22 protein-coding genes are annotated in these 22,917 nt (G+C 75.3%); 16 read left to right on the forward strand and 6 right to left on the reverse strand.

The window, feature by feature from the left end; genetic code table 11:
- The first annotated feature begins 137 nt into the window (after window positions 1-137).
- Window positions 138-827: a GntR family transcriptional regulator gene (locus FB457_RS29815; protein WP_047018495.1), complete on the forward strand. Its 690-nt coding sequence runs from the start codon at window positions 138-140 to the stop codon at window positions 825-827.
- A 119-nt stretch (window positions 828-946) separates the two neighbouring features.
- Here FB457_RS29815 and FB457_RS29820 read toward each other — a convergent pair whose 3' ends face one another.
- Window positions 947-1,231 carry an HPr family phosphocarrier protein gene (locus FB457_RS29820; protein WP_047018496.1) on the reverse strand — a complete coding sequence of 95 codons (285 nt, stop codon included), beginning with the start codon at window positions 1,229-1,231 and terminating at the stop codon, window positions 947-949.
- 222 nt (window positions 1,232-1,453) lie between these two features.
- Between FB457_RS29820 and FB457_RS29825 the strand changes: the two genes are divergently transcribed.
- The 3 genes from FB457_RS29825 to FB457_RS29835 all read left to right on the forward strand — a co-directional run bounded on the left by FB457_RS29825 (window position 1,454) and on the right by FB457_RS29835 (window position 6,439).
- Complete coding sequence (locus tag FB457_RS29825; protein ID WP_047018497.1) at window positions 1,454-4,453, forward strand: GNAT family N-acetyltransferase; 3,000 nt, start codon at window positions 1,454-1,456, stop codon at window positions 4,451-4,453.
- 181 nt (window positions 4,454-4,634) lie between these two features.
- Window positions 4,635-5,225 carry a DUF5998 family protein gene (locus FB457_RS29830; protein ID WP_047018498.1) on the forward strand — a complete coding sequence of 197 codons (591 nt, stop codon included), beginning with the start codon at window positions 4,635-4,637 and terminating at the stop codon, window positions 5,223-5,225.
- Window positions 5,225-6,439, forward strand: coding sequence for an alkaline phosphatase family protein (locus tag FB457_RS29835; RefSeq protein ID WP_078898470.1), 1,215 nt, complete (start codon window positions 5,225-5,227; stop codon window positions 6,437-6,439). Before FB457_RS29830 ends, FB457_RS29835 begins: the two co-directional genes overlap by 1 nt.
- A gap of 44 nt (window positions 6,440-6,483) precedes the next feature.
- On the opposite strand, the gene FB457_RS29840 is transcribed toward FB457_RS29835, so the two are convergent.
- Window positions 6,484-7,245 carry a VOC family protein gene (locus FB457_RS29840; protein WP_253911448.1) on the reverse strand — a complete coding sequence of 254 codons (762 nt, stop codon included), beginning with the start codon at window positions 7,243-7,245 and terminating at the stop codon, window positions 6,484-6,486.
- A 198-nt stretch (window positions 7,246-7,443) separates the two neighbouring features.
- Between FB457_RS29840 and FB457_RS29845 the strand changes: the two genes are divergently transcribed.
- Window positions 7,444-8,280: a sulfurtransferase gene (locus tag FB457_RS29845; protein WP_047018501.1), complete on the forward strand. Its 837-nt coding sequence runs from the start codon at window positions 7,444-7,446 to the stop codon at window positions 8,278-8,280.
- A gap of 133 nt (window positions 8,281-8,413) precedes the next feature.
- Here the strand turns inward: FB457_RS29845 and sepH are convergent, their stop codons facing one another.
- Together sepH and FB457_RS29860 are read right to left on the reverse strand one after the other, a co-directional pair.
- Window positions 8,414-9,499, reverse strand: a complete 1,086-nt coding sequence (gene sepH, locus FB457_RS29850; RefSeq protein WP_047018502.1) for a septation protein SepH — start codon at window positions 9,497-9,499, stop codon at window positions 8,414-8,416.
- 619 nt (window positions 9,500-10,118) lie between these two features.
- Window positions 10,119-11,450, reverse strand: coding sequence for a D-arabinono-1,4-lactone oxidase (locus tag FB457_RS29860; protein WP_047018504.1), 1,332 nt, complete (start codon window positions 11,448-11,450; stop codon window positions 10,119-10,121).
- A gap of 151 nt (window positions 11,451-11,601) precedes the next feature.
- On the opposite strand from FB457_RS29860, the gene FB457_RS29865 reads away from it, so the two are divergent.
- Together FB457_RS29865 and FB457_RS29870 are read left to right on the forward strand one after the other, a co-directional pair.
- The gene (locus FB457_RS29865; RefSeq protein WP_047018505.1) at window positions 11,602-12,717 is read left to right on the forward strand and encodes a ferrochelatase; all 1,116 of its coding nucleotides are present in this window, start codon (window positions 11,602-11,604) and stop codon (window positions 12,715-12,717) included.
- Window positions 12,718-12,803: 86 nt separating this feature from the next.
- The gene (locus FB457_RS29870; RefSeq protein ID WP_047018506.1) at window positions 12,804-13,628 is read left to right on the forward strand and encodes an inositol monophosphatase family protein; all 825 of its coding nucleotides are present in this window, start codon (window positions 12,804-12,806) and stop codon (window positions 13,626-13,628) included.
- A 236-nt stretch (window positions 13,629-13,864) separates the two neighbouring features.
- On the opposite strand, the gene FB457_RS35475 is transcribed toward FB457_RS29870, so the two are convergent.
- Entirely contained in the window at window positions 13,865-14,041 is a 177-nt protein-coding gene (locus FB457_RS35475; protein ID WP_164492590.1) for a hypothetical protein, read from the reverse strand.
- 294 nt (window positions 14,042-14,335) lie between these two features.
- Here FB457_RS35475 and FB457_RS29875 point away from each other — a divergent pair, with 294 nt between their 5' ends.
- From FB457_RS29875 to FB457_RS29890, 4 genes are all read left to right on the forward strand, one after another.
- Window positions 14,336-14,989 carry a response regulator transcription factor gene (locus tag FB457_RS29875; RefSeq protein WP_047018507.1) on the forward strand — a complete coding sequence of 218 codons (654 nt, stop codon included), beginning with the start codon at window positions 14,336-14,338 and terminating at the stop codon, window positions 14,987-14,989.
- Between the two features lie 39 nt (window positions 14,990-15,028).
- Window positions 15,029-16,297, forward strand: coding sequence for a sensor histidine kinase (locus FB457_RS29880; protein ID WP_145783853.1), 1,269 nt, complete (start codon window positions 15,029-15,031; stop codon window positions 16,295-16,297).
- Window positions 16,298-16,613: 316 nt separating this feature from the next.
- Window positions 16,614-16,913 carry a DUF4193 domain-containing protein gene (locus FB457_RS29885; protein ID WP_018838171.1) on the forward strand — a complete coding sequence of 100 codons (300 nt, stop codon included), beginning with the start codon at window positions 16,614-16,616 and terminating at the stop codon, window positions 16,911-16,913.
- A gap of 8 nt (window positions 16,914-16,921) precedes the next feature.
- Window positions 16,922-17,710 (forward strand): hypothetical protein, encoded by a 789-nt coding sequence (locus tag FB457_RS29890; RefSeq protein WP_145783855.1) that lies wholly within the window; start codon window positions 16,922-16,924, stop codon window positions 17,708-17,710.
- A gap of 22 nt (window positions 17,711-17,732) precedes the next feature.
- On the opposite strand, the gene FB457_RS29895 is transcribed toward FB457_RS29890, so the two are convergent.
- On the reverse strand, window positions 17,733-18,185 hold the full coding sequence (locus FB457_RS29895) for a DUF3093 domain-containing protein (protein WP_047018510.1): 453 nt from the start codon (window positions 18,183-18,185) through the stop codon (window positions 17,733-17,735).
- A gap of 71 nt (window positions 18,186-18,256) precedes the next feature.
- On the opposite strand from FB457_RS29895, the gene FB457_RS29900 reads away from it, so the two are divergent.
- The 5 genes from FB457_RS29900 to FB457_RS29920 all read left to right on the forward strand — a co-directional run bounded on the left by FB457_RS29900 (window position 18,257) and on the right by FB457_RS29920 (window position 22,899).
- The gene (locus tag FB457_RS29900) at window positions 18,257-18,838 is read left to right on the forward strand and encodes a PaaI family thioesterase (protein WP_107086163.1); all 582 of its coding nucleotides are present in this window, start codon (window positions 18,257-18,259) and stop codon (window positions 18,836-18,838) included.
- Window positions 18,835-19,356 (forward strand): dUTP diphosphatase, encoded by a 522-nt coding sequence (dut, locus tag FB457_RS29905; RefSeq protein ID WP_047018512.1) that lies wholly within the window; start codon window positions 18,835-18,837, stop codon window positions 19,354-19,356. Before FB457_RS29900 ends, dut begins: the two co-directional genes overlap by 4 nt.
- 1 nt (window position 19,357) lies before the next feature.
- A complete protein-coding gene (locus tag FB457_RS29910; protein WP_047018513.1) occupies window positions 19,358-20,128 on the forward strand; it encodes a DUF3710 domain-containing protein in 771 nt (256 codons plus the stop codon).
- A 978-nt stretch (window positions 20,129-21,106) separates the two neighbouring features.
- Window positions 21,107-22,132 (forward strand): ATP-binding cassette domain-containing protein, encoded by a 1,026-nt coding sequence (locus FB457_RS36545; RefSeq protein WP_486589179.1) that lies wholly within the window; start codon window positions 21,107-21,109, stop codon window positions 22,130-22,132.
- On the forward strand, window positions 22,129-22,899 hold the full coding sequence (locus FB457_RS29920) for an ABC transporter ATP-binding protein (protein ID WP_145783857.1): 771 nt from the start codon (window positions 22,129-22,131) through the stop codon (window positions 22,897-22,899). Before FB457_RS36545 ends, FB457_RS29920 begins: the two co-directional genes overlap by 4 nt.
- The last annotated feature ends 18 nt before the right edge of the window (window positions 22,900-22,917 follow it).

Raw genomic sequence — 22,917 nt, forward strand, 5'->3', positions numbered from 1 at the left:
CGCGGCCAGCGGTGAACGGCCCGTAGCAGACCGGAAAGAGCCCGGCGGGGACGCCGGGCTCTTTCGCGTTCCTGCCGCATTTCGCATACCGCTGCCATACTGTTCATCCGGCGGCGCTAAGGGGCGTGGATGATGCGGTGTGCGCGGTGAACGGCGGTATTTCCCAGGCGGTGTGCTCGGCGATCCGCGACGACATCGTCTCGGGATTCTTCGCCCAGGGCGCCCGGCTCGCCGAGGAGCACCTCGCGCGCCGGTACGGCGTCTCGCGGGTGCCGGTCCGCGAGGCGCTGCGGACGCTGGAGTCGGAGGGCTTCGTCACCACGAAGCGGCACGCCGGCGCCTGCGTCGCCGAGCCCACCGCGCGGGACGCCGCGGACCTGCTGGAGATACGCGCGCTGCTGGAGCCGCTGGGCGCCGCCCGCGCGGCGCAGCGGCGCACGGAAGCCCATCTCAAGGTGCTGCACGGGCTGGTGCGGCTGGGCAGGGAGCGGGCGCAGCGCGGGCACGTCGCGGAGCTGCCGTCGCTGAGCACGTGGTTCCACGAGACGCTGGCGCAGGCCACCGGCAGCCGGAACCTCACCGCGCTGCTGGTGCAGGTGCGCCGGAAGGTGGCCTGGCTCTACGGGGCCTCGCCCGCGGTCCGGACGGTGGAGGCGTGGGACGAGCACGGCGCGATCGCCGACGCCGTGGCGCGCGGGGACGCCGAGCGGGCGCGGAGTCTCGCCACGGCGCACGTGGAGCGCTCGGCGGGCGCGTACGAATTGCGGAGAACCGTGCGGGTGAGTTCCCGGAAACATGCCGTAAACACGGGAAGCGATCAGCCGTAACAATGACGTGCCCTGGCGGAAATCGGCGGGACGGGCGAATATGCGGGGCCGCCTGAATTCGAGCGGCGGTAACCGGCCAATTCGCTGCCGCCGGGTGCGCGGATTCGCGCGTACGGACGTCAGACGGTTTCCGGCAGCTCGTCCAGCCCCTCCTGGACCAGCTTCGCCAGCCGGTCGAGCGCGCGGTCCGAGGCGTCGTCCTCCGAGGCGAGGACGATCTCGTCGCCGCCCTTCGCGCCCAGGCCCAGCACGGCAAGCATGGAGGCGGCGTTGACGGCGTTCCCGTCGGCGGCCTTCGCGATCGTCACCGGGATGCCGGCGGCGGTGGCCGCCCGCACGAAGATCGACGCGGGACGGGCGTGCAGCCCCTCGGCCCAGCCGACGGTGACGCGGCGCTCAACCATGGTGTTGCCCTTCCCTCGTTCTGGTTGTCTAGACCATCCTCGCACGCGCGCCGAGCAGGCCGGACCGCGGTCACACCGCGGCCGGCCTGTGCTTACGTCCCGGAGCGCGGCTCCGCGCCGCCCGCCCCGGCCGCCCGCGGTGCCCGGCACGCCCCGCGGTCACCTCAGACTGCCCCGTCGCGCCCGCTCCCGCCAGCGTGCGCGGACCGTAACCTGGGCCCCATGGCCACCCCGTCGGCACCCGAGTACCCCACCCACTGGGAGGCCGACGTCGTGCTGCGCGACGGCGGCACCGCACAGATCAGGCCGATCGTCCCGGACGACGCCGACCGGCTCGTCGCGTTCTTCGACCGGGTCTCCGACGAGTCCAAGTACCTGCGCTTCTTCGCCCCGCACCCCCGGCTGTCCGCCCGGGACGTCCACCGCTTCACCCACCACGACTACGTCGACCGGGTGGGCCTGGCGGCCGTCGTCGGCGACGCCTTCATCGCCACCGTGCGCTACGACCGGATCGAGCCCGCGGCGGACGGCGCGCCGCAGGCCGAGGTCGCGTTCCTCGTCCAGGACGACCAGCAGGGCCGCGGCGTCGCCTCCGCCCTGCTGGAGCACATCGCCGCCTGCGCCCGCGAGCGCGGCGTACGCCGCTTCGTCGCCGACGTGCTCCCCGCCAACAGCCGCATGATGAAGGTGTTCACGGACGCCGGCTACACCCAGAAGCGCAGCTTCGAGGACGGCGTCGTGCGGCTGGAGTTCGAGCTGGAGCCCACCGAGCGCTCGCTCGCCGTCATGCACGCCCGCGAGCAGCGCGCCGAGGCCCGCTCCGTCCAGCGGCTGCTCGCCCCGCGCTCCGTCGCCGTGATCGGCGTCGGCCGCCGCCCCGGCGGCGTCGGCCGCACCGTCCTCGCCAACCTCCTCGCCGGCGGCTTCACCGGCCGTCTCTACGCCGTCAACCACGCCTATCCGGAAGGCCGGGACCGGCTCCTGCCCGAGGACGTCCCCGCCCGCCGCTCCGTACGGGACATCGACGAGCCCGTCGACCTCGCCGTCGTCGCCGTGCCCGCCGCCCGCGTCCCCGACGTCGTCGACGACTGCGGCGAACAGGGCGTGCAGGGACTCGTCGTGCTCTCCTCCGGCTACGCCGAGGCAGGCGCCGCCGGGCGGGCGCGGCAGCGCGACCTCGTCCGGCAGGCCCGCGGCCACGGCATGCGGGTCATCGGCCCGAACGCCTTCGGCGTCCTCAACACCGCCCCGCCCGTCCGCCTGAACGCCACCCTGGCCCCCGACCCCGCGGACAGCGGCCGCGTCGGGGTCTTCACCCAGTCCGGCGCCATCGGCATCGCGCTCCTGTCCGGGCTGCACCGGCGGCCGGGCGCGGTGCTCACCGGGGTGTCCACGTTCGTCTCCGCGGGCAACCGCGCCGACGTCTCCGGCAACGATCTGCTGCAGTACTGGCACGACGACGCCGCCACCGACGTCGTCCTCATGTACCTCGAATCCCTCGGCAACCCCCGCAAGTTCACCCGCCTCGCCCGCCGCACCGCCGCCGTCAAGCCGGTGGTGGTCGTCAAGGGCGCCCGGCACAGCGCCAGTACGCCGCCGGGACACGCCGTGCCAGGCACCTCGGTGCCCGCCGAGACCGTCGGCGCGCTGCTGCGCCAGGCCGGCGTCGTCGCCGTCGACACCGTCACCGAACTCGTCGACACCGGGCTGCTCCTCGCGGCCCAGCCGCTGCCCGCCGGACCGCGGGTCGCGATCGTCGGCAACTCCGACTCCCTCGGCCTCCTCGCGTACGACGCCTGCCGCGCCGCCGGACTGCGCCCGCTGCCCCCGCGCGACCTGACCGCCGCCGCGGCGCCCGAGGACTTCCGGGCCGCGGTCGCCGCCGCGCTGGCCGAGGACGGCTGCGACGCGGTGCTGGTGACGGCCATCCCATGGGGCATCCCCGGGCCCCTGGGGCCCAGGGGACGGGCCGCCGACCCCGACGTGCCCGCGCTCGCCGCCGTGCCGGGACCGTCCCCTCGGTCCCGGGGAGACTGGGGAGACCGCGGGGACGCCGGGGCGCTCGCGGACGCGCTCCGCGCGGCGGCGGCCGGCGCGACGAAGCCGGTGGCCGTCGTCCACCTGGAGATCGAGGGCCTGCCCGGCGCCCTGGCGGCCCCGCCGGACGGCATCCCGACGTACCCCGCCGGGGAGCGGGCCGCGCGGGCGCTGGCGCAGGCGGTGCGGTACGCCCAGTGGCGCCGGCGGGCGGCGGACCCGGGGCGGGTGCCGGAGTACGACGACCTGGATCCGGCCGGGGCCGCCGCGGACATCGCCGCGCTGCTGGGGGAGCGGGGGCGGGCCGCCGGGGACGAGGGCGGGGTCGCCCCGGACTGGGCGCCGGGCGGCGCGTGGCGGGCGGCGGAGGGCGACGGCGCGGCCGGGGCCGGTCCGGCGGGAGCCGGAGCCGGTACGGCCGCGGATGGCGCCGGTGCGGCAGCGGCGCGTACGGCCCGGCGCACCCCCGCGCCACCCGCCCCGTACCCGGAAGGCGTGCCCGTCGACGTCCCCGAGCAGGCCGCCGCACGCGTGCTCCGCCGCTACGGGATCGACGTGCTGCCCGCGCTGCCCGCCCCCGACCCGGACGCCGCCGCGGCCGCCGCCGCCCGGCTGGGCTACCCCGTGGCGCTCAAGACCACCGCCGTCCACCTGCGGCACCGCCCCGACCTCGGGGGCGTACGCCTCGACCTCGCCGGCGAGGACCAGTTGCGCCTCGCCCACGCCGAGCTGACCGCCACCCTCGGCGCCGCCGCCGAAGTGCAGCCCGTGGTGCAGGCCATGGCCCCGCGCGGCGTCGACACCGTGGTACGGGCCGCCGTCGACCCCGGCGTCGGCGCGGTGCTCTCCTTCGGCCTGGCCGGCGCCCCCTCCGAGCTGCTCGGCGACCTCGCGCACCGGCTCGTGCCCGCCACCGACCGCGACGCAGCCGAGCTGATCCGCGCCATCCGCGGCGCCCCGCTGCTCTTCGGCTGGCGCGGCGCACAGCCGGTGGACACCGCGGCGCTGGAGGAGCTGCTGCTGCGGCTGTCGATCTTCGTCGACGAGCACCCCGAGGTGGTCTCCGCCGAGCTGTCCCCTGTCGTGGTGGCCCCGCAGGGCGTCAGTGTGCTCTCCGCCGCCCTGCGGCTGGCCCCGCCGCCGCCCCGCATCGACCTCGGCGCCCGCCGCATGCCCCGCTACTGACCCCCGGCCGCCCGGCCGCGGCGCCCGGTGGCCCCCGGGCGGCGCCCGGCGCCCCGACCGGCCCGGATGCCGGCCCGCGCCCGCGCCGGGCCGGTGCGCGGGCCAACCCGTGTGCCCCGTCCGCCCCCCGGGCCTCGCGACAGCGGACCGGGGCGGCCCCTCCGGGCCGTAGGATGGGCGCATGGCTAAGACCGGGACCGCGACCAAGGGGCTGCGCGCGGCGATCGAGCGCAGCGGCTACTACCCCGCCCTCGTGGCGGAGGCGGTGGAGGCCGCCGTCGGCGGGGAGCCCGTGTCCGCGTACCTGGTCCACCAGGAGACGACGTTCGACGCCAACGAGGTCCGGCGGCACGTCACCGTGCTCGTGCTCACGGACAGCCGCTTCATCGTCAGCCACACCGACGAGCAGGCCGCGGACACCACCTCCCCGACGCCGTACGCCACGACCTCCACCGAGTCCGTCAAGCTCGCCCGGATCTCCTCCGTCGTCCTCAGCCGCGTCGTCGGCAACCCCGAGGCGTACACGCCCGGCACCCTGCCCCGCGAGGTCGTCCTCACCGTCGGCTGGGGCGCCGTCAGCCGGCTCGACATGGAGCCCGCCACCTGCGGCGACCCCAACTGCGACGCCGACCACGGCTACACCGGCTCGGCCACCGCCGACGACCTGAGCCTGCGCGTCAGCGAAGCGGGCGACGGCCCCGAGACCGTACGGCAGGCCCTGACCTTCGCCCAGGCGCTCTCCGAGGCCACCGCCGCCGGCCCCGAAGCCTGATGGCCGCCGCGGGGGGGACACCGGGAAGCGGGACGCGGGACGGCGTGCCACCGGGCCACGGCGACTGGCCCGCGCCGCTCGACCCCGCCGCCGCGCCCGCCCCCCGCTACGGCACCGGCTCCCTGGCCGACCTGCTGCCCAGTGTCGCGGCCGGCCTCGGCGTCCCCGGCTTCGGCCCGGTCCTCGCCGGGGTCGAACCGGCCGACCGCGTCTGCGTGTTCCTCATCGACGGCCTGGGCTGGGAGCAGTTGCTCGCCCACCCCGAGGACGCCCCGTTCCTGCACGCTCTCGCCACCGGCGAGCCGCTGACCGCCGGCTTCCCCGCCACCACCGCCACCTCGCTCGCCTCCGTCGGCACCGGCCTGCCGCCGGGCGCCCACGGCCTGCCGGGCTACACGGTGCGCGACCCGGAGACGGGCGAGCTGATGAACCAGTTGCGCTGGCAGCCCTGGACGGCGCCGCGCGCGTGGCAGCCGTACCCCACGGTCTTCCAACTGGCCCACGACGCGGGCGTGCACACCGCGCAGGTCTCCTCGCCCGCGTTCGAGACCACCCCGCTGACGACGATCGCGCTCAGCGGCGGCACCTTCCACGGCCGGCTGTCGGGGGAGGAGCGGATGGACGTCGCCGCGGAGCAGCTCGCCGCCGCGGACCGCACGCTCGTCTACACGTACTACAGCGAGGTCGACGGCAACGGCCACCGGCACGGCGTCGACTCCGACGCCTGGCGCGGCCAGCTCGGCTACGCCGACCGCCTCGCCCGCCGGCTCGCCGAGCAACTGCCGCCGCGCGCCGCGCTCTACGTCACCGCCGACCACGGCATGGTCGACATCCCCTTCACCGACGACGCCCGCTACGACGTCGACGAGGACTGGGAGCTGCGCGCCGGCGTCCGCCTCCTCGGCGGCGAGGGCCGCGCCCGGCACCTGTACGCCGCCCCGGGCGCCGCCGCCGACGTGCTCACCGTCTGGCGCGAGGTGCTGGGCGAGCGCGCCTGGGTGGTGAGCCGCGACGAGGCCGTCGCGCTGGGATGGTTCGGGCCGAAGGTCGACGACCGGGTGCGGGACCGCCTCGGGGACGTCATCGTCGCCGCGGCCGACGACATCGCGATCGTCGCCACCCGCACCGAGCCCAAGGAGTCCGCGCTCGCCGGCATGCACGGCTCGCTGACCCCGGCGGAGCAGCTGGTCCCGCTGCTGACCGTACGCTCCTGACCGCGAACCCCGCGGCGGCGGAGCGGACCGGCGGCGCCGTACGGCTACTGCGGCGTGTGCACCAGCGTGAACCGCGCGCCCTCGATGTCCGCGACCTCCGCCATCCGCCCCGCGGCCGTCTCGTGCGGCTCGCGCACCAGCCGTCCGCCCAGCTCCACCGCGCGCGCCACGGAGGCGTCCACGTCGGCGACTTCGAAGTGCGTCGTCCAGCGCGGGCCCGTCTCGCGCAGCGTCTCCTCGCCGGCGGCGCAGACCGACGCCACGGGCCGGTCCTGGACGTAGAGCGTCGCGGTGTCGCCCTCCGAGCGCACGTCGTAGCCGAAGACCAGCTCGTAGAACTTCGCGACCATCATCGGCTCCGGCACCAGCAGGTCGTTCCAGACCGGCGTGCCGGGGCGCGCCCGCCGCTCCACCTCCGGAGGCCGGCGCGGCTGCCACACCCCGAAGACCGCCCCCGCCGGATCCGAGCAGATCGCCTTCCGGCCGGCCGCGTCGGCGTCCAGCGGCCCCACGCCCACCGTCCCGCCGCAGCAGCGCACCAGCTCGGCGGCGGCGTCGGCGTCGTCGGTCGCCAGGTACGGAGTCCAGGCCACCGGCAGCCTGCGCTCCGGCGCCATCGCGCCGATCCCCGCGACCTGGCCGCCGTCGAGGCGCGCCAGCCGGTACGCGCCGAGCGTGCGCGGGCCCTCCTCGAAGGTCCAGCCGAACAGGCCCCGGTAGAACGCCTCGGTCGTGTCCAGGCCGTGCACCATCAGGCTCACCCAGCACGGTGTGCCCGGCGCGCTGAGGATCGCTCCTTCGGACATGGCAGCCCTCTCTGACCATCGGAAGGTGGCGGTGGGTGACGTTCCGGTGACGCCTCTGCAGATATTTCCATCCCCCGTGCCTCAGTGCGCCCCCTCTGCGCCGATCGATCTGAAGAATTATCCGTCTCGCCGGGAGATGTTCGCTTTCGGGCAGGGTGGGGGGCGGTGGCGGGAGGCGCTGCGCGACACTGCGCCAGGATGGCCTCCATGGATGCCATCATCTCCGGAACCGATCTCGCGAGCGACCTGGCGGGCCCGCGGCCGCCGGTCGTGCTCGACGTGCGCTACACGCTCGGCGGCCCGCCGGGCCGCCCCGAGTACGAGGCGGGCCACATCCCGGGCGCCGTCTACGTCGACCTGGACGCCGAGCTGGCCGCCCCGCCCGGACCCGCGGGCCGCCATCCGCTCCCCGACCTCGGCGTCTTCGGTGCGGCCATGCGCCGCGCGGGCGTCTCCGGCGACCGGCCCGTGGTCGTATACGACGGCGGACAGGGCTGGTCCGCCGCGCGCTGCTGGTGGCTGCTGCGCTACACCGGCCACCCCGACGTCCGCGTCCTCGACGGCGGCCTCGCCGCCTGGCCCGGCGAACTCTCCCGGGAGACGCCCGCGGCCGGCGAGGGGGACTTCACGCCCGAGCCGGGTGCCCTGCCGGTGCTCACCGCGGCGGAGACCGGCGTACTCGCCCGCCGCGGCGTGCTGTTCGACGCCCGCACGGGGGAGCGCTACCGCGGCGAGACGGAGCCCATCGACCCGGTCGCGGGCCACATCCCCGGCGCCGTCTCGGCGCCGACGGCGGAGAACCTCGGCGCGGACCGGACCTTCCTGCCCGCGGCGGAGCTGGCGGCACGGTTCCGGGCGCTCGGGGCGGCGCCGGGTACGGAGGTCGGGGTGTACTGCGGCTCGGGGGTGTCCGCCGCCCAGGAGGTGCTGGCCCTGGAGATCGCGGGCATCCCCGCGGCGCTCTACCCGGGTTCGTGGTCGGAGTGGGTCGCGGACCCGGCGCGGCCGGTGGCGACGGGCGCGGAGCCGGGCTGACGGCGCGGGCGGCGCCGCCCGCGTACCGGAGCGGCACCGAGGCGGGCGGGCGGCGTCCCCTGGGGCGGCGCGGCGGAGCGCGGGGGCGCGGTGCGCAGGGACGAATCCCTGCGCACCGCGCCCCCGCGCACGCTTACTCCGGCTTCTTGCGCCTGCTTCCGAACACGATCTCGTCCCAGCTCGGCACCGCGGCCCGGCGGCCGGGCCGCACGCCGTCGGCCTCCGCCTGCCGGTCCGTCTGCCCGGTCAGCCGCTCCCGGTGCGCCGAGACGCTCCGCGGCATCAGCACGTCCGCGTACGCGGAACCCGCGCTCGCCGCGGGCGCCGGAGGCTCCTCCTCCACCGCGGCCGGCTCGGGCTCCTCCTCGGGCGGCGGCCCCGGCACCGGACCGTGGACCGGCCCCGGCTTGGTCGCGGAACCCGCCGAACCCGCCGCGGCGGCGGGCCCGTCGGACGCGGCCGCGGGCGCGGACTGGTCCGGCACCACCAGGTCGCCCCGGAAGCTCGGCACCGCCTCCAGCAGGCTGGTCAGGGAGTCGCGGTCCTCGCCGGCGCCGTCCCGGTCCCCGCGCCCGTCGGAAGGCCGCTCCGGACTCCGGGGCAGCCGCGCGATCTTGGGCACGAACGGCAGGCTCGGCTCGGGCGAGGCGTCGGTCTCGCCGATCAGCGCGCGCGCCTCGTCGTCGACGGGCTGCACGAGCCGCCGCGGCGGGTCGTACGTCCAGCCGGCGCTGTGCGGCTCACCCGCGACGCGGTAGACGAGCAGGACCTCCCACGTGCCGTCGTCCCGGCGCCAGGAGTCCCACCGCGCGGAGTCCTTCTCCGCGCCGCGCATCATCAGCCGCTCGGCGACCGCCTCGCCCAGCGCGGGTCCCGCGCTCTCGCCGGGCCGCCGCAGGGGCGTCTTGCGGGCGCGCTCGGCCATGAACGCACGCTCCGCGAGCACGGGGCCCTCGAAGCGGCGGACGCGGTCGACGGGGATCCCGGCGAGCGCGGCGACCTCCTCGGCGGACGCTCCGGCTCGTATCCGCGCCTGGATGTCGCGGGGGCGCAGGTGGTTCTCGACCTCGATCTCGATCTGGCCGAGCCGCGCACGGTCGTTGCGCACCGCGGCGCGCAGACGCTCGTCAATCGGAAGGGTGTACTCCGTACTGTCCGCAGCCTTCAGCACCAGCCGTGTGCCGTCGTTACTGACCGCCACGACACGCAGTTCGGGCATGGGAACCTCCCGGTGGTGCCTGCCGACGTTCGGTGCGTCGCTGCTCTTCCCGCTAGTCGAGTGTGGCCTGCCCGGGTGCAGCCTGCCACAACATTGCTGAGTTGCCCGGCGTGTCGGGTCTTGGAACCCGATGCGCCGTTATGACACGGTTACGCATTTGCAACGCAGCGGCCGTGATCGCCGCCGTCGGACGGACACCGGAGCACTGGCTCGCCCACAGTACTCCATTCGAGCCATGCGGGTGGACCGGCGCGCCACCGAACGCGGAACGTTGCACGGCAGTTGAGTCTGCCTGTTGCGCCCCGGTTCGATCAAGAGGTGCGTTGCATCACAGAATCCCCGGAATCGGAACTAACGGGTCCGTCCGTGCGCTCGTCCATGAGGGCAGGAGCCCATCGGAGCGATCTTGGGATAGAGATGCGGGGGACGGCGGACAGGACGGCGGACGACGGCGGCGAGGAGAAGCGCAAGGGGAAGATCGAACTCAGCGGCGCCCAGGTCGCGGGCGGTGCGTCGGCCACGATGGTGGCCGCGTTCCTCGCCTCCAGCATGGGCGTGTACGGCACGATCATCGGCGCCGGCGCCGGCGTCGTCAGCGTGGGCGCCACCGCGGGCGCGCTCAGTCCCCCAACACCCGCCGCAGGTAGTCGTTCCCGAACACCCGGCCGGGGTCCAGCCGGTCCCGTACCGCGGTGAACTCCCCGAACCGCGGGTACACCCCCGCCAGATACTCCGCGTCCCGGCTGTGCAGCTTCCCCCAGTGCGGCCGGCCGCCGTGCGCCGTCATGATCCGCTCCACCGCCGTGAAGTACGCCTGGTGCGGCGTCCCCCGGTACAGGTGCACCGCGACGTACGCCGTGTCCCGCCCCGACGCCGTCGACAGCGGGATGTCGTCGGCGGGCGCGACCCGTACCTCCACCGGGAAGCTGATCCGCAGCCGCGACCGGTCGACCATCGTCTTCAGCTCCCGGATCGCGGTCACGGCCGCCGCCCGCGGCAGCGCGTACTCCATCTCCACGAACCGCACCCGCCGCGGGCTGGTGAAGACCTTGTACGGGATGTCGGTGTACGTCCGCGCCGACAGCGCGCGGCTGGAGACCGCCGCGATGCCCGGGATCGCCGCGGGCACCGCCCGCCCCACCGCGCAGGCCGCCCGGAAGACGCCGTTGGAGAGCAGCTCGTCGTCGATCCACCCGCCGATCCGGCCGAGCGGCTCGGCGGGGCCCTCGCTGCGGTTGTTGCGCTTGGTGTTGCAGCGGCCGGTGTGCGGGAACCAGTAGAACTCGAAGTGCTCGTTCTCCCCGGCCAGTTCCTCGAAGGACGCGAGGACGTCCGTGAGCGCCATCGGCTCCTCCCGCGCGGTGAGCAGGAAGACCGGCTCCACCGCGAAGGTCAGCGAGGTGACGACGCCCAGCGCGCCGACGCCGAGCCGGGCGGCGGCGAAGACCGCCGCGTCCTCGCCGGTGTCGGCCGCCGTGTACGTACGCGCCCGGCCGTCGGCCGTCACCAGCTCCAGGGCGGTGATCTGGGCGGCCAGCGAGGCGGAGGAGCGGCCGGTGCCGTGGGTGCCGGTGGCGGTGGCGCCCGACACGGTCTGCGCCATGATGTCGCCCATGTTGGTCAGCGAGAGGCCGGCGGCGGCGAGGGCGTGGTTGAGCTGGTGGAGCGGGGTGCCCGCGGCGACGGTGACGGTGCCGGCCCCGCGGTCGATCTCGTGGATGCCGACCAGCCGCTCCGGGCGGATCATGAGCCCGCCGGTGGCCGCGGCGGCGGTGAAGGAGTGGCCCGTACCGACGGCCTTGACCTTCAGCCCCTCCTCGGCGGCGGTCCGTACGGCGTCGGCGACCTCGGCGGTGGTGGCGGGGCTGACGGTGCGCGCGGGGCGGGCGGCGACGGTGCCCGCCCAGTTGCGCCAGGCGCCCGCGGCGCTCGTGCCCCTCACCTGATGCATCCGCCGTCCATCCGCTGAACGGGCCGGTGGTACGGCCCCTCGTCCCGGCTCTCGCCCCCTGGTTGGAGAGGGATGATACTCGCGCGTACGGACCGTCCCGACGCCGGTGCCCGGCTCGGGCGAACGGCGGGCGCATGGCAGGATCGAGGACATGCCAGACGTGCCGTCCCCCCAGCCGTACGACGCCCTTCTGCTGCTCTCCTTCGGCGGCCCCGAGGGCCCGGACGATGTCGTTCCGTTCCTGGCGAACGTCACCCGGGGACGCGGTATCCCGCGCGAGCGGCTGGAGGAGGTGGGCAAGCACTACTACCTCTTCGACGGCGTGAGCCCCATCAACGCCCAGAACCGCACGCTGCTCGCGGCCCTGCGCAAGGACTTCGCCGAGGCGGGCCTCGACCTCCCGGTCTACTGGGGCAACCGCAACTGGGCCCCGTACCTCACCGACACCCTGCGGGAGATGACCGAGGCCGGGCACCGGCGGGTGCTGGCGCTGGTCACCAGCGCGTACGCCTCGTACTCGGGCTGCCGGCAGTACCGCGAGAACCTGGCCGAGTCGCTGGCCGAGCTGACCGCGGAGGGCCTGGAGCCGCCGCGCGTCGACAAGCTGCGGCACTACTTCAACGCCCCCGGCTTCGTCCGCGACATGGTCGCCGGCGTGCAGGACGCGCTGGCGCGGCTGCCCGAGGACGTACGCGACGGCGCCCACCTGGCCTTCACCACCCACTCCATCCCCACCGCCGCGGCCGACACCTCGGGCCCCCCGGCGGACCACGGCGACGGCGGCGCGTACGTGGCGCAGCACATGGACGCCGCCAAGCTGGTCGCGGACACCGTCGCGGTGCTCACCGGGGTGCAGCGGCCCTGGCGGCTCGTCTACCAGTCGCGCAGCGGCGCCCCGCACATCCCGTGGCTGGAGCCGGACGTCTGCGACCACCTGGAGGAGCTCCACGCCGCCGGGGCGCCCGCGGTCGTGATGGTGCCGATCGGCTTCGTCTCGGACCACATGGAGGTCATGTACGACCTCGACACCGAGGCGGCGGCGAAGGCGGCGGAGCTGGGCCTGCCCGCCGTGCGGTCCGCGACCGTCGGGGCGCGGCCGGCGTTCGTCGAGACGCTGCGGAAGCTGGTCCTGGAGCGGGCCGCGGCCGAGCGCGGTGAGCCGGTCGAGCGGCCCGCGCTGGGCCGGCTGGGGCCGAGCCACGACGTCTGCCCGGCGGGCTGCTGCCCGGCCCGCGATCCCCGGCCCGCGACCGCGGGCGCCGACTGACGCCGCGGAAAGGCGCCGCCGGAACAGCCGGCGGACGGCCGCCCGGCAGCCGCCTGCGGCACCCACCCCCGCACCCGAGGAGCACCGTGACCGACGAGCCCCGCCCCGAGCCGGCCGCCGCGCCCCAGGACGAGCTGCTGGCCCTGGCGCTGGAGGCCGCGCGCCGCGCGGGCGAGCTGCTGCGCGACCGCCGGCCCGCCGACCTCGGCGTGGCCGCGACGAAGTCCAGCGCCATCGACGTCGTCACCGAGATGGACTTCGCCGCCGAGAAGCTGATCACCGGCTTCCTCACCGAGCACAGGCCCGAAGACGGGATCCTGGGCGAGGAGGGCGCGAGCCGGCCCGGCAGCAGCGGAGTGCGCTGGGTCGTCGACCCGGTCGACGGCACCGTGAACTACCTCTACGGCCGTCCCGACTGGTCGGTCAGCATCGCCGCCGAGTACGCGGGCGAGGCCGTCGTCGGCGTCGTGGCGGCGCCGATGCGCGGCGAGACGTACCACGCCGTGCGCGGCGGCGGCGCCTTCGTCAACGGCGCACCGGCGCACTGCCGGCCCGCCCCGCCGATGGACCAGGCGCTGGTCTCCACCGGCTTCAACTACGTCCTCGACGTGCGCGCGCACCAGGCCGAGGTGGCCCGCCTGCTCATCCCCCGGGTGCGCGACATCCGCCGAGGCGGTTCGGCGGCGATCGACCTGTGCGACGTGGCCTGCGGCCGGCTCGACGGCTACTACGAGCGCGGCCTGAACCCGTGGGACCTGGCCGCCGGCGACCTCATCGCCCGCGAGGGCGGCGCGCTGACCGGCTCCCGGCCCGGCGGGCGGCCCGACGGCGACCTGACCGTCGCCGCGGTGCCGGGGCTCTTCGAGCCGCTCCAGCGGCTGCTGGACGAGCTGGGCGCCTGGCACGACTGAGCCCTCCGGCCCCGCGCCGTACCGCCGCCTCAGGCGGCCGTACGGGCCCCGCACCGGTCCCGCGGCCGGTACCCCCGGCCGCTCCCGGCACGCATGCCCCCGCCGGAGCGCCGCCGCCTTCCCGCCCGTACCCCGCAACCTCCACGCCACCTCGCCGACGCCTCCCGGACACCCGCGGACAATGCGGCGCCCCGGCACCGTCGGGGTGCCGGGGCGCCGTGTGGGCGTCGGGCGGGTCAGACTCCGGAGCCGGCGCCGACCTCGACGCCGTGGTCGGCGGCGAGCCGGCGCAGATCGTCCAGCTCCTCCTGCTCGACCTCGACACCGAACTCGTCGCCTTCCTCGCGGGCGCGGTCCAGCTCGTTCTCGGCCTTCTTGATGCGCTGCAGAATGCCAGCGGTGAAAGCGTCCATTGTGTGCGCCCCCTCGTCGTCGGGTCGAGGCACTTGGGGGTGTGCCGACGGTTCAGATCACGGAGACCGTCCTTCCGGCTACAGCCTGTGTGCCATGCCGGGAATGGAGGCTGGGAAACGTGATCGGCGGGTGTGGAATCGTCCTCCCCGGACTCCCGGGGGTGGAAACATCGGATCCGCAGAATCTTTGGGTGCCCGGCTGCTTACCACCGGTTTACGCACATTGCAGGCAGGATGGAGCTGTTCTTCAGCACCGTTCCGTGCCCCCACGCACCACGTAGAGAGGACCCCGCCGTGCGCGTACTCGTCGTCGAGGACGAGCAACTGCTCGCCGACGCGGTGGCCACCGGCCTGCGCCGGGAGGCGATGGCCGTGGACGTCGTCTACGACGGCGCGGCGGCCATCGACCGCATCGAGCTGAACGACTACGACGTGGTCGTGCTCGACCGCGACCTGCCCCTGGTCCACGGCGACGACGTGTGCAGCAGGGTCGTCGAGCTGGGCCTGCCCACCCGCGTGCTGATGCTGACCGCGGCGGGCGACGTCCGGGACCGCGTCGAAGGTCTCGAGCTGGGCGCGGACGACTACCTGCCCAAGCCGTTCGCCTTCAGCGAACTCACGGCGCGCGTGCGCGCCCTCGGCCGCCGCAGCACCCAGGCGCTGCCCCCGGTGCTGGAGCGGTCCGGGATCAAGCTCGACCCGGGCCGCCGGGAGGTCTACCGGGACGGGCGGCTCGTGCAGCTCGCACCGAAGGAGTTCGCGGTGCTCGAGGTGCTCCTGCGGGCCGAGGGCGGCGTGGTCTCCGCGGAGCAGTTGCTGGAGAAGGCGTGGGACGAGAACACCGACCCGTTCACCAACGTCGTACGCGTCACCGTCATGACGCTGCGCCGCAAGCTCGGCGAGCCCCCCGTGATCATCACGGTGCCCGGCTCGGGCTACCGCATCTGACGCTCCCGACGCACCCCCACGCACCCGACGGATGGCCTCATGGACGACAACAGACGCTCCGCGTCGGACGAGCTGCCCGCCGGCACCCCGCCGAAGCCCACCTGGGACCCCCGGGAGGGCGCGGCGCCGTACTGGCTGCGCCCGACCATCCGGATACGTCTCACGCTGATCTACGGCGGCATGTTCCTCATGGCCGGCATGGTCCTGCTGGCGATCATCTACCTGCTGGCCGCCACCGCCCTGGACAGCTTCGCCACGCCCTTCAAGCTGCTGGAGAGCAGCGGCACCGTGCAGGTGGCCAGCGGGCCCTGTCCCGAGGTCTCGGACGCCAAGACGTACGACCAGTTCAACGGCATCCTGGAGGCGTGCATCGAGCGGCGCCGCCAGCTCGCCCTGGACTCCCTGCTGCGCAAGTCGCTGCTCGCGCTGCTGGGGATGACGGTCCTGGCCTTCGCCTTCGGCTACGTCGTCGCCGGCCGGGTGCTCTCGCCGCTCGGCCGCATCACCCGCACCGCGCGCAGCGTGGCCGGTTCCGACCTGCACAAGCGGATCGAGCTGGACGGGCCCGACGACGAGCTGAAGGAGCTGGCGGACACCTTCGACGACATGCTCGACAGACTCGACCGGGCGTTCAACGCCCAGCAGCGCTTCGTCGCCAACGCCTCGCACGAGCTGCGCACGCCGCTGGCGATCAACCGCACCCTGCTGGAGGTCCAGCTCTCCGACCCCCAGGCGTCGCCGGAGCTGCAGCAGCTCGGCAAGACCCTGCTGGCCACCAACGAGCGCAGCGAGCTGCTGGTGGAGGGCCTGCTGCTGCTCGCCCGCAGCGAGAACGAGATCGTCGACAGAAAGCCCGTCGACCTCGCCGAGGTGGCCTCCCAGGCGCTGGACCAGACCCGCGGCGAGGCGCAGGGCAAGGGCGTCGAGCTGCGCGGGGTGCGCAAGCCCGCGTACGTCCACGGGAACGGGGTGCTGCTGGAGCGGGTGGGGCTCAACCTGGTGCAGAACGCCGTGCGGTACAACGTCCCCGAGGGGGGCTGGGTCGAGGTGGCGACGGAGGCGCAGCCCGGCGTCGCCGTGCTGACGGTCGCCAACACCGGACCGGTCGTCCCGGCGTACGAGGTGGACAACCTTTTCGAGCCGTTCCGGCGTCTTCGCACGGAGCGTACGGGCAGTGACAAGGGGGTAGGACTGGGGCTGTCCATTGTGAGATCCGTCATTCGCGCGCACGGCGGGACGGTGACCGCACAGCCGCGCGAGGGCGGGGGCCTGGTGATTCGCGTCGCCCTGCCCATGCAGACTGTGTGATACGTCACATTCCGCTCATCCCGGGCGTGTGCGCTGCGTCATCTCCGTATTCCGGGAAAAGCCCGTAAGATCCGCGTTTCCGCAGGATGCGGTCACGGGAAGTACACGGGGTGGCGTGCACGAGAAGGGCCCGGGACCGCGTATGGTCCCTTTCGCCATCCGGCCGCGATCACCCCTGCGGGGGGCGGCTGGGTGTCGATTGCGTAACAGACCTTGATGTGAGGCAAAATCTCCGCTTCGGGTCGGGCACAAGACCGGCCTCTCATGCGTTACGTGCGCTGGAGACTCACTGACCACCCGGAGGGGGAGAGCGAGAATGGCAACGGACTACGACACCCCACGCAAGACAGACGACGACGTCAACGAAGACAGCATCGAAGAGCTGAAGGCGCGGCGCAGCGACAAGTCGGCCGCCGCCGTCGACGTCGACGAATTCGAGCAGAACGAGGGGCTGGAACTGCCCGGTGCGGATCTCTCCAACGAGGAGCTGTCCGTGCGGGTCCTGCCCCGCCAGGAGGACGAGTTCACCTGCATGAGCTGCTTCCTGGTGCACCACCGCAGCCAGTTGGCCGCCGAGAAGAACGGCCAGCCGATCTGCCGCGACTGCGCGGCCTGAGGCCGGCCGTGGCCCCCACGGCCGGCTCCGGTCCCGCCGGGCCGAAGACCGGGATCCTGCAGCGGACGCGCCCCGACCGGCGCGTCCGGGCGGCGCTTGAGCGGGTGGCGGACGCCATCGTGCAGACGGCGCCGCGCGTCCCGGTCCGCGACCTGGCGATCCTGCGCCGGCAGTTCCCCGGGCTCGGCCCGGAGGAGATCGCCGACCGGCTGGTCGCCGGTGCGGTGAAGGGGAGCGCCACGGTCGGCGCGGGCATCGGAGCGGCGGCGATGATGCCCGCGCCGCCAGCCATGCCCGCGGAACTCGCCGCCGAGATCGTGGCGGTGGCCTCGATAGAGCTGAAGCTCATCGCCGAGCTGCACGAGGTGTACGGGGTACGGGCGGCAGGCCCGGCACGGCAGCGGGCCATGGCGTACCTCGGCGCCTGGACCGACGAGCGCGGCATCGACGCCGCTGTGCTCAAGGGCGGTATCAGCTTCGACGCCGTACTCGGCGGCCCCATGCGCCGCCGGCTGCGGCAGCAGGTCCTCAGGCGCACCGTGCGGAACCTGCCGACCCTCGCCCCGTTCCTCATGGGCGCGGCCGCCGGTGCGCTGATGAACCGCAGGGACACGGGCAAGCTCGCCGAGCGCGTCCGCGACGACCTGCGCGCCCGCCAGGTCCCCTGGGACGCGCTCACGCCCGCGGGCGGGGAGCTTGCCGCGCCCGGGAACCCCGGCGGCCGCTCCGGCACCGGGAGCACGGGCACCGGACTGCCGAAGGGCGACCCGCGGGCGCTGCCGCCGGGCGGGCGCTGAGGCGCGCTCGCGCGTCCGGTACTCAGCCCGCGGCGGACTTGAGCGCCGCCACCAGCCGCTCCGGCTGCCGCGTCGACAGGTAGAGATACGGTGTCGGGTCCTCCGGATCCGTGACCTCCACCCGCACCGCCGTCGGGATGTACCCCCGCAGCAGCATGTACGCGCGCGTGTCCGCCTTGTGCGTACGCCAGGCCCGCGCCTCCTCCGCGTCCAGCGCCCGCGCCTCCCCCAGCGCAGTCAGCGGGACCCGGGCGTCGTCGGTGACGAGCTTCCCGGCGACGATGCGGATCCGCGCCGACCCGTACGAGCTGACGCCGACCGCCGCCAGCGCCGTCCCGCCGGCGAGCCCGGCCAGCAGCGGCAGCGTCCCGAAGGGCGTCAGCACCAGCGCCAGGCACACTCCCGCGCCCACCGCCAGACCCCACCAGGACCGCGGTGCGCTCAGCCGCTCGTCGTAGCTCTGCGTCGTCTCCATGGCGTCCAGCCTCCCACGGCCTCCGACCGCGGCTCGGCCGCGGGTCGTGTGCGCAGGTAGGCTCTGGCCGCGTGACTGCAAGTGACAAGCTGACCCCGCCGCCCGGCGCCGCGGAACCCGTGCGGCACCCGGACGCCCCGGCACCGGGACAGCCCCTCGGCTCCCACTACGACCGGTGCTTCGGCTGCGGCGCCGGGCAGGAGCACGGCCTGCACCTGGCCGCGCGGGCGGGCGAGGGCGTGAGCGTGACCGCGGAGTTCACCGTCAGGCCCGCCCACCAGGGCGCCCCCGGGCTCGCCCACGGCGGGGTGCTCACCTCCGCGCTCGACGAGACGCTGGGCGCGCTGAGCTGGCTGCTGCGCACCATCACGGTGACCGGCCGGCTGGAGACCGACTTCCTGCGGCCGGTGCCGGTGGGCACCACGCTCCACCTGGCCGCCCACGTACGCGCCGTCGCCGGCCGCAAGATCTACTCCACCGCCGCCGGCCGCCTCGACACCCCGGAAGGACCGGTGGCCGTACGCGCCGACGCCCTCTTCGTGGAGGTGAACGTGGACCACTTCGTGGAGCACGGCCGGGACCGCGAGATCCGGGCCGTGATGGCCGACCCCGACCAGGTCAGGCGGGCCCGCGCGTTCGAGGTGAACCCGTGACGGCCGGGCGGGAGCCGGTGGACGTGCTGATCCGCCGCGTCGACCCCGGAGTACCGCTCCCGGCGTACGCGCACCCGGGCGACGCCGGCGTCGACCTCGTCACCACCCGGCCCGCGGAGCTGCCCCCCGGCGAGCGCGTCATCCTGCCCACCGGCATCGCCATCGCGCTGCCCGACGGCTACGCGGCGTTCGTCCACCCGCGTTCCGGGCTAGCCGCCCGCTGCGGCGTCACGCTCGTCAACGCCCCGGGGACGGTGGATGCCGGGTACCGTGGGGAGATCAAGGTGAACGTGGTCAACCTCGACCCGCGCCACCCGGTGCGGTTCGAGCGTTTCGACCGGATCGCCCAGCTCGTGATCCAGCAGGTGGAGAAGGCCCGCTTCCACGAGGTATCCGAGCTCCCCGGTTCCGCCAGGGGCGAGGGTGGGCACGGTTCGACCGGAGGGCACGCCTCCCTCGGGGACCGTCAGTCAGTTCATGGATACGCTTCGGTCATTGCCGACCGGGAAGGACAGTGACGTGTTCGGACGTCGTCGCAAGGGGCAGGAGGAGCCCGCCGACAAGCTCGCCGACGGCGTGGCCGCGGAGGACGCCGAGTCGGCGGACGAGCCGGAGGACGGGGAGGAGCGCCGCTACGCGCTGCCCCCCGAGGAGCGCCCCGACGGCCCGTGGGACATCAGTGAGGTCGAGGACGCCAGCCGCGGCCGGGTGGACCTCGGCGGCCTGCTCGTCCCCGGGGTCGAGGGCATGGAGCTGCGCGTCGAGGTGGCGGGCGACTCGATCGTCGCCGCGACCGTGGTGCTGAGGGACAGCGCGATTCAGTTGCAGGGCTTCGCCGCCCCCAAGAACGAGGGCATCTGGGGCGAGGTGCGCACCGAGATCGCCAACGGCATCACCAAGCAGGGCGGCATCATCGACGAGCGCAAGGACACCCTCGGCTGGGAGCTGCGCGCGCAGGTGCCGGTGAAGCTGCCGGACGGCAAGAGCGGCATGCAGGTCGTGCGGTTCGTCGGCTGCGACGGCCCGCGGTGGTTCCTGCGCGGGGTGATCTCCGGCCACGCCGCGGTGCAACCGCAGGCGGCGGGGGTGCTGGAGAAGATCTTCCGCGAGACCGTGGTCGTACGCGGTGACGGGCCGATGGCGCCGCGGGACCCGATCGTGCTGCAGTTGCCGACGGACGCGCAGATGGTGCCGGACGGCGTGCAGCAGGACGAGGCGAGCGAGGGCTCGCGCTTCGCGGGCGGCATCGACTCGCTGGCACGGGGCCCGGAGATCACCGAGGTGCGCTGAGCGCAGCGCGCGGAAGCGGATGTGACGGCGGCGGGCCGGGTCAGGACGACCCGGCCCGCCGTGGTGTGTGCCGGCCTCCGGGCCCCCAGGACCCGGAGGCCGGCACCCCCGGGTAACGAAGCGGTGACGACGGGTTCTGGGGCTGCCGGGGGCGTTGCGGCTCGCTTATTCTCCCGGCATCTCGGGACATGGGGGGACCGTTGTCGGCGAGCGTCGCGCGGCCGGGGGGCCGGCTACCGCCGGTGCTGCGGCAGGGCGCGCACCACGCCTGGTGCTGGCCGCCGCCGCGCTCGCCCTCCTCCTGGTCGTCACCGTCCTCGCCGCGCTCGTCGCGGTCGCCGAGCAGGCCGCGGAGACCGGGGCCAGGGAGCGGCTCGCGGCGGATCCGGACGCGGCGGTGCGGATCAGCGGGGCGTACGACCCGGACGCCGTGGCGCGCGCGGACGGCCCCGTGCGGGGTGCGCTGGCGCGCACGTACGGCGAGGTGGCCCACCGGACGACGCGGCTGGTGCGGGCCCCGGCCGCGCGGGAGCAGCAGTTGGCCGTGGCCGGGAGCGGCGTCGGCGGGCGGGGCGCGGTGGGTCTCTCGCTGCTGTGGGCGGAGGACGCGGGACGGCAGGCGCGGCTGACCGAGGGGGAGTGGCCGCGGGCCGGGGGCCCGGCGGCGGCCGGGGGCCGGGTGGAGGTCGTCCTCGACGAGGGGTACGCGGCGCGGCTGGGTCTGGCGACGGGCGACGGCTTCGCCCTGGGCGGCGACGAGGACGCCGCCGCGGAGGGCGCCGGCTCCGGCGGCGAGGACGCGGTGCGGCCGCTGGCCATGCGGGTCTCCGGCTCTACGTTCCGCGCGACCCCCAGGCCCCTCTCTGGCAGGACCTCACCGGGACCTTCGGCACCCCCGACAGCGTCGGCCTCGTCGACCGGCGCGTCTTCGCCGCGCAGCCCCTGCTCCGGCGGGACGCCAGGGCCGTGTGGCTCGCCGTGCCCGACGCGCGGCGGCTGCGGCTCGGGCAGGTCGGGCCGCTGCGGGAGCGCGTCGCCGCGCTGGCCGCGGGGGACGCCGAGCGGGTCGTCTTCGGCCGGGGCGGCGGCGGGCTCGCCGACGCCGAGGCCGCCACGGACCTGCCGTACGCGCTACGGCAGTTGGACGTCCCCGTCGCCGTCGCGCGGGCCGGTACGTACCTGCCGGTGGCCCTGCTCGCCTCGCTGGCCCTCGCCGCGCTCGTGCTGACCGCCCGGCAGCTCGCCCGCCACCGCGCCGCGGAGCAGGCGCTGCTCGGCAGCCGCGGCGCCGGGCCGCTGCGGCTCGTCGGCGGGGCCATGGGCCGCCGCGAGCGGCTGGCGTACCGGCGCCGCACCGTCGGCTTCGTCTGGCAGCAGACCGCCCGCAACCTGCTGCCGTACCTGACCGCGCAGGAGAACGTCGCGCTGCCCATGGCGTACGCCCGCGTCCCCCGCCGCGAGCGCCCCGCCCGGGCCGCCGCCCTGCTCGACGCCCTCGGCGTCGCGGACTGCGCGCACCGCCGCCCCGGCGAGCTGTCCGGCGGTGAGCAGCAGCGCGTCGCCGTTGCCGTGGCCGCCGCCAACCGGCCGCGGGTGCTGCTGGCCGACGAGCCGACCGGGGAGCTGGACACCGCGAGCGGCGAGCAGCTCTTCGCCGCACTGCGCCGCGCCAACGAGGAGCTGGCCACCACCGTCCTCGTCGTCACGCACGACCCGCTGGTCTCCCGCCAGGTCCGCCGCACGGTGCAGCTCCGCGACGGCCGCACCGCCGCCGAGACGCTGCGGGACGAGGAGCTGACGGCCGCGGAGTACGCCGTGCTCGACCGGGTCGGCCGGCTCCAGCTCCCGCGCGAGTACGTCGAGCGGTACGGTCTGCGACGACGGGTCCGGCTGACCGCGGAGCGGGACCACGTCGGTGTGTGGCGGGCCGGCGGGGAGCCAGCCGCGCCGGAAGGACAGGGCGGGCCGCCCGGCGGGCCGCGCGACGAGGGGGAGGACGCGTGAGCGAGGAGACCGGCAGAGAAGGCACGGCGGTACGGGAACGGGCGGCGGCCGGCGCCGGGGCCATGGTCGTCGTCGAGGACCTGCACCGCACGTACGGCGGCGGCGCCACCGCCGTACACGCCCTGCGCGGGGTGTCGCTGCGGGTGCCGCGCGGCGAACTGGTCGCGCTGAAGGGCCGGTCGGGCTCCGGCAAGACGACGCTGCTGAACCTCGTCGCCGGGCTCGACGTCGCCGACTCCGGGCGGATCGAGCTGGACGGCGTGGCCCTGTCCGGGCTCGGCGAGGCGGAGCTGCTGGAGCTGCGGCGGGACCGGATCGGGCTCGTCTTCCAGTCGTTCGGGCTGATCCCGATCCTGTCCGCGGCCGAGAACGTCGGGGTGCCGATGCGGCTGCGCAAGGTGCCGCCGCGGGAGCGCGAGGAGCGGGTGGAGCTGCTGCTCGCGCTCGTCGGGCTCGCGGACCACGCCGCGCAGCGGCCGGGCGAGCTCTCCGGCGGGCAGCAGCAGCGGGTGGCGATCGCCCGGGCGCTGGCGAACCGGCCAGCGCTGATCATCGCGGACGAGCCGACGGGGCAGCTCGACGCGGAGACGGGGCACGCGGTGATGGAGCTGCTGCGGGCGGTGGTGCGCAGCGAGGGCGTCACGGTGCTGGTGGCCACGCACGACGCGGCGCTGCTGGACCTGGCGGACCGGGTCCTGGAGCTGCGTGACGGCACGATCACGGACCACCCGGAGGCGGGCACGGCCGGGGAGCCGCCGGCCCTCTGACCCGTACGACCGCGGCAC

Source organism: Streptomyces sp. CNZ287, from assembly GCF_007827615.1.